The sequence below is a fragment of the Microcystis sp. M169S2 genome, assembly GCF_020245865.1.
Taxonomy (GTDB): domain Bacteria; phylum Cyanobacteriota; class Cyanobacteriia; order Cyanobacteriales; family Microcystaceae; genus Microcystis; species Microcystis ichthyoblabe_A.
Genome location: NZ_JADBUB010000257.1, coordinates 1 through 5,498, shown reverse-complemented (window position 1 = coordinate 5,498; position 5,498 = coordinate 1). Strand labels below are relative to the sequence as shown.

General features: G+C 56.6%; 3 tRNA genes and 3 rRNA genes. All 6 read right to left on the bottom strand.

Going from position 1 to position 5,498, the window contains the following annotated elements:
- Positions 1 to 225: 225 nt before the first annotated feature.
- Positions 226 to 302: transfer RNA gene (locus tag IM485_RS22250), tRNA-Met, on the bottom strand.
- Between the two features lie 34 nt (positions 303 to 336).
- Positions 337 to 451, bottom strand: a 5S ribosomal RNA gene (rrf, locus tag IM485_RS22245).
- Positions 452 to 569: 118 nt separating this feature from the next.
- Positions 570 to 3,304: ribosomal RNA gene (locus IM485_RS22240) — 23S ribosomal RNA — on the bottom strand.
- Between the two features lie 261 nt (positions 3,305 to 3,565).
- Positions 3,566 to 3,637, bottom strand: a tRNA-Ala gene (locus IM485_RS22235).
- Between the two features lie 171 nt (positions 3,638 to 3,808).
- Positions 3,809 to 3,882 (bottom strand) — tRNA-Ile (locus IM485_RS22230).
- Positions 3,883 to 4,131: 249 nt separating this feature from the next.
- A 16S ribosomal RNA gene (locus IM485_RS22225) occupies positions 4,132 to 5,498 on the bottom strand; the annotation flags it as partial.

Genomic DNA, 5,498 nt, shown 5'->3' with positions numbered 1-5,498 from the left:
CAGAACCATCCAGCACCGCCGCTTGATGCATCACCAAAACGCAGCTTAACCTTAACCACAGATGGGCCAGATACTCCGTTAGACAGCGTGCAAAGCGGTCTCAAATGATTTGACGACGGACACTTGCAGCGTTTTTGCGATCTTCGGATGAGGAGGGGCGGCCAGCGACGAAGGTTGGGCTTCGCCGTGCTGTGAACGTATGTTCTGGTGATGTTATGGGATCGTTGGATGCGGGGACAGGATTTGAACCTGTGACCTTCAGGTTATGAGCCTGACGAGCTACCGGGCTGCTCCACCCCGCGTTGGGTGATGTGTTTTGTATGATCCTGTATGGTGGCTCGGCGGCGACCGACTCTCCCGCGTCTTGAGACGCAGTACCATGGGCGCTGGTGTGTTTCACGGCCGTGTTCGGGATGGGAACGGGTGTTGCAACACCGCGATAGCCACCGAGCCACCGTACAGGATCATGTTATGGTGAGGGTTTGAATTGGTGTGTGGTGTTGTGTTGCGTAATTTGGCGCTGTGCGCGGTGAACTTCTTTTGGGGAAGTTCGTTGCGGTGGGTGATGGATATGTAGTTCTATCGGGTGATTAGTACCGCTTAGCTGAGTGGGTTACCCCACTTATACGTGCGGCCTATCGACGTGCTGGTCTTGCACGGCCCTTAGGGAGACCTGGTTTTGAGGCTGGTTTCCCGCTTAGATGCCTTCAGCGGTTATCCATTCCGCACTTGGCTACCCGGCGATGCCGCTGGCGCGACAACCGGTGCACCAGAGGTGCGTCCGTCCCGGTCCTCTCGTACTAGGGACGGCTCCTCTCAAGTCTCCAACACCCATGGCAGATAGGGACCGAACTGTCTCACGACGTTCTAAACCCAGCTCACGTACCGCTTTAATCGGCGAACAGCCGAACCCTTGGGACCTGCTCCAGCCCCGGGATGCGATGAGCCGACATCGAGGTGCCAAACCTCCCCGTCGATGTGGACTCTTGGGGGAGATCAGCCTGTTATCCCTAGAGTACCTTTTATCCGTTGAGCGATGGCCCTTCCACGCGGGACCACCGGATCACTAAGGCCGACTTTCGTCCCTGCTCGCGCTGTCGCGCTCGCAGTCAGGCGGGCTTGTGCCTTTGCACTCAACAGCCGATGTCCGACCGGCTTGAGCCCACCATCGCGCGCCTCCGTTACCTTTTGGGAGGCGACCGCCCCAGTCAAACTGCCCACCAGGCAGGGTCCCGACCCGGGATAACCGGGTTCGGTTAGACGCCAAAAGAGCGCAGGGTGGTATTTCAAGGTTGCCTCCACCGAAGCTGGCGCCCCGGTTTCAATGGCTCCCACCTATCCTACACAGCCCTCTTCTGGCGCCACTGCCAAGCTGCAGTAAAGGTTCATAGGGTCTTTCCGTCTGACCACGGGTACCCCGCATCTTCACGGGGAATTCAATTTCGCTGAGCCCATACCGGAGACAGTGGGGAGGTCGTTACGCCATTCGTGCAGGTCGGAACTTACCCGACAAGGAATTTCGCTACCTTAGGACCGTTATAGTTACGGCCGCCGTTTACCGGGGCTTCGGTTCGATGCTTGCACATCTCCCCTTGACCTTCCGGCACCGGGCAGGCGTCAGACCCTATACGTCGTCTCTCGACTTCGCAGAGCCCTGTGTTTTTACTAAACAGTCGCCACCCCCTGGTCTGTGCCACCCACCCTTGGTTGCCCAAAGATGGGTCCCGCTTATCGCTAACTTACGCGGGTAATTTGCCTAGTTCCTTCGATATGGTTCTCTCAAGCGCCTTGGAATACTCATCCAGTCCACCTGTGTCGGTTTCGGGTACGGTCCATATGCCAGAGCTATTTCCCGGACCAATCCAACCGCCACCCCAATCCAATAAGGGATGACAATGTTTCATGGCCGTCACTTCTGGCGGGCCCAGGAATATTCACCTGGTTCCCATCGGCTACGGCTCTCGCCCTCGCCTTAGGGGCCGGCTCACCCTGCGCGGATTAACCTTGCGCAGGAACCCTTGGACTTTCGGCGACAGGGTTTCTCACCCTGTTTGTCGCTACTCATGTCCGCATTCGCACTTCTCATACCTCCACCGCCCCTCACAGGTACGGCTTCAACGGCCTAGAGAACGCTCCGCTACCGCGTTCTTTCAAACACCCATAGCTTCGGCACGTGGCTTGAGCCCCGGTACATTTTCGCCGCAAGATAGCTATTAGACCAGTGAGCTATTACGCTTTCTTTAAAGGATGGCTGCTTCTAAGCCAACCTCCTGGTTGTTTTGGCCGTCTCACATGCTTTCCCACTTAGCCACGATTTGGGGGCCTTAGCTGATGGTCTGGGTTGTTTCCCTCTCGACAATGGACCTTAGCACCCACTGTCTGTCTGCCCGTCTGCACTCCTCGGCATTCGGAGTTCGGTAGGGTTTGGTAGGGCTTTGGGCCCCCCTAGCCCTTCCGGTGCTCTACCTCCGAGGGTGATCAACGAACGATCTACCTCAATAGATTTCGCGGAGAACCAGCTATTTCCTGGTTTGATTGGCCTTTCACCCCTAGCCACAGATCATCCCCGACTTTTTCAACAGGCGTGGGTTCGGCCCTCCAGTGGGTGTTACCCCACCTTCAGCCTGTCCATGGCTAGATCACCAGGTTTCGGGTCTCATGCCGGCAACTATGCGCCCTATTCAGACTCGCTTTCGCTGCGCCTACACCTCTCGGCTTAAGCTTGCTGCCAACACGAACTCGCGGACCCATTATACAAAAGGTACGCCGTCACTCTTGCGAGCTCCGACTGCTTGTAAGCGTCCGGTTTCAGGTCTCTTTCACTCCCCTCGTCGGGGTGCTTTTCACCTTTCCCTCACGGTACTTGTACACTATCGGTCGCTAAGGAGTATTTAGGCTTGGAGGGTGGTCCCCCCATGTTCAGACAGGGTTTCACGTGCCCCGCCCTACTCAAGGATTTTCAAGAGCTCTACGCCTACGGGGCTATCACCCACTGCGGCCGGCCTTTCCAAGCCGTTCAGCTTCTCTCTCAAAAACCACTGGCCTGATCCGCTTTCGCTCGCCACTACTAGCGGAATCTCTGTTGATGTCTTTTCCTCCGGGTACTTAGATGTTTCAGTTCCCCGGGTTCGCCTCCAGCTCCTATGTATTCAGAACTGGATACCCTCGAAAGGGTGGGTTTCCCCATTCGGACATCCGCGGATCAACGATCGCTCGCATCTCCCCGCGGCTTTTCGCAGCGTGCCACGTCCTTCATCGCCTCTTAGCGCCAAGGCATCCACCGAACGCCCTTATCTCACTTCATATCCACACCACCGCCCGCGCACAGGGCCAAATCACGCCCCATACAAATCAGTCAGGCAGCAGCGCCTCGCATCACATCAGCGCGCAGACAAACACGCCGACACTTGTGATGCGTCACAACACACCAATTCATCTTCACCATGAGAAAGAACAGCACCTCAAGCCCGCACCACAGCCCCACATAAGGACCACAGCGCAAGGCAAGATCGGTTTTTCTGGAAGCCAGGAAAGCGCATCATCGGCAAACCACAACCATCCCCCATGGAGACGGTCGGATTCGAACCGACGACCCCCTGCTTGCAAAGCAGGTGCTCTCCCACTGAGCTACGCCCCCTCAGGGGAAACTCGCAGCCTCAACTCGTCACGATAAAAACCACGCAGGCATCACTAACGCCCATCACTCATAGAGGACATCTCCCGTGATAGGCCGCGCCGCGATGCGGTGCATCGCGGGTCGCTTCTCTATCCCTCCGGGGGATTTATTTTGCGCTCTGCGCAAAATAAATGGGCCAGGGAGGACTTGAACCTCCGACCCCACGCTTATCAAGCGTGTGCTCTAACCAACTGAGCTACTGGCCCCGCAACGCGGGGATGCCCAATCGGGGAAGGATGCGCGATCGGCGCCCACCACATGTCTCTCAACACATGGCCAAGCACAGCAACCAAGCACTTCATCATTCAAGACAACTGAGAAACTCGGTGAGAGCTCGCCATAACCCAGCACCATCCCATCCGGAACAGCACCAAGAAACAGCAACCTTGGAAAGCAGTATCATATGAAAGACGCCACCAAGGCTTCGCGAACGAGGCCATCAGCAGACATCCTTGAAAGGAGGTGATCCAGCCGCAGGTTCCCCTACGGCTACCTTGTTACGACTTCACCCCAGTCGCTGACCCTACCGTGGTCGGCGGCCTCCTTGCGGTTAGCCAACCGGCTTAGGGTAAAACCAACTCCCATGGTGTGACGGGCGGTGTGTACAAGGCCCGGGAACGTATTCACCGCGCCATGCTGATGCGCGATTACTAGCGATTCCACCTTCACGCATCCGAGTTGCAGAATGCGATCTGAACTGAGACGGCTTTTCAGGATCGGCTCGGCCTCGCGACCTGGCTTCCCACTGTCACCGCCATTGTAGCACGTGTGTAGCCCAGCCCATAAGGGCCATGAGGACTTGACGTCATCCCCACCTTCCTCCGGCTTGTCACCGGCAGTTCCTCTAGAGTGCCCACCCAAACATGCTGGCAACTAAAGGCGAGGGTTGCGCGCGTTGCGGGACTTAACCCAACATCTCACGACACGAGCTGACGACAGCCATGCAGCACCTGTGCGGCAGGTCCCTTGCGGGAAAAGCCCATCTCTGGACCGGTCCTGCCCATGTCAAGGGCTGGTAAGGTTCTGCGCGTTGCTTCGAATTAAACCACATGCTCCACCGCTTGTGCGGGCCCCCGTCAATTCCTTTGAGTTTTAATCTTGCGACCGTACTCCCCAGGCGGGATGCTTAACGCGTTAGCTGCGCCACCAAAGAGCAAGCTCCCTGACGGCTAGCATCCATCGTTTACGGCGTGGACTACCAGGGTATCTAATCCTGTTTGCTCCCCACGCTTTCGCACCTCAGCGTCAGTAATGGACCAGTTGGCCGCCTTCGCCACTGGTGTTCTTCCGAATATCTACGAATTTCACCTCTACACTCGGAGTTCCACCAACCTCTTCCACACTCAAGCCTGCCAGTATCAAGGGCAGTTCTGGAGTTGAGCTCCAGGATTTCACCCCTGACTTAACAAGCCGCCTACGTGCGCTTTACGCCCAGTGATTCCGAACAACGCTAGCCCCCTTCGTATTACCGCGGCTGCTGGCACGAAGTTTGCCGGGGCTTATTCTTCCGGTACAGTCATTATCTTCCCGGATAAAAGAGCTTTACAACCCGAAGGCCTTCATCACTCACGCGGCATGGCTGGATCAGGCTTTCGCCCATTGTCCAATATTCCCCACTGCTGCCTCCCGTAGGAGTTTGGGCCGTGTCTCAGTCCCAATGTGGCTGATCATCCTCTCAGACCAGCTACTGATCGTCGCCTTGGTGAGCCATTACCTCACCAACTAGCTAATCAGACGCGGGCTAATCCTTCAGCGATAAATCTTTCTCATCTCTGACGTATCCGGTATTAGCTCAAGTTTCCCTGAGTTATTCCGCACCTCT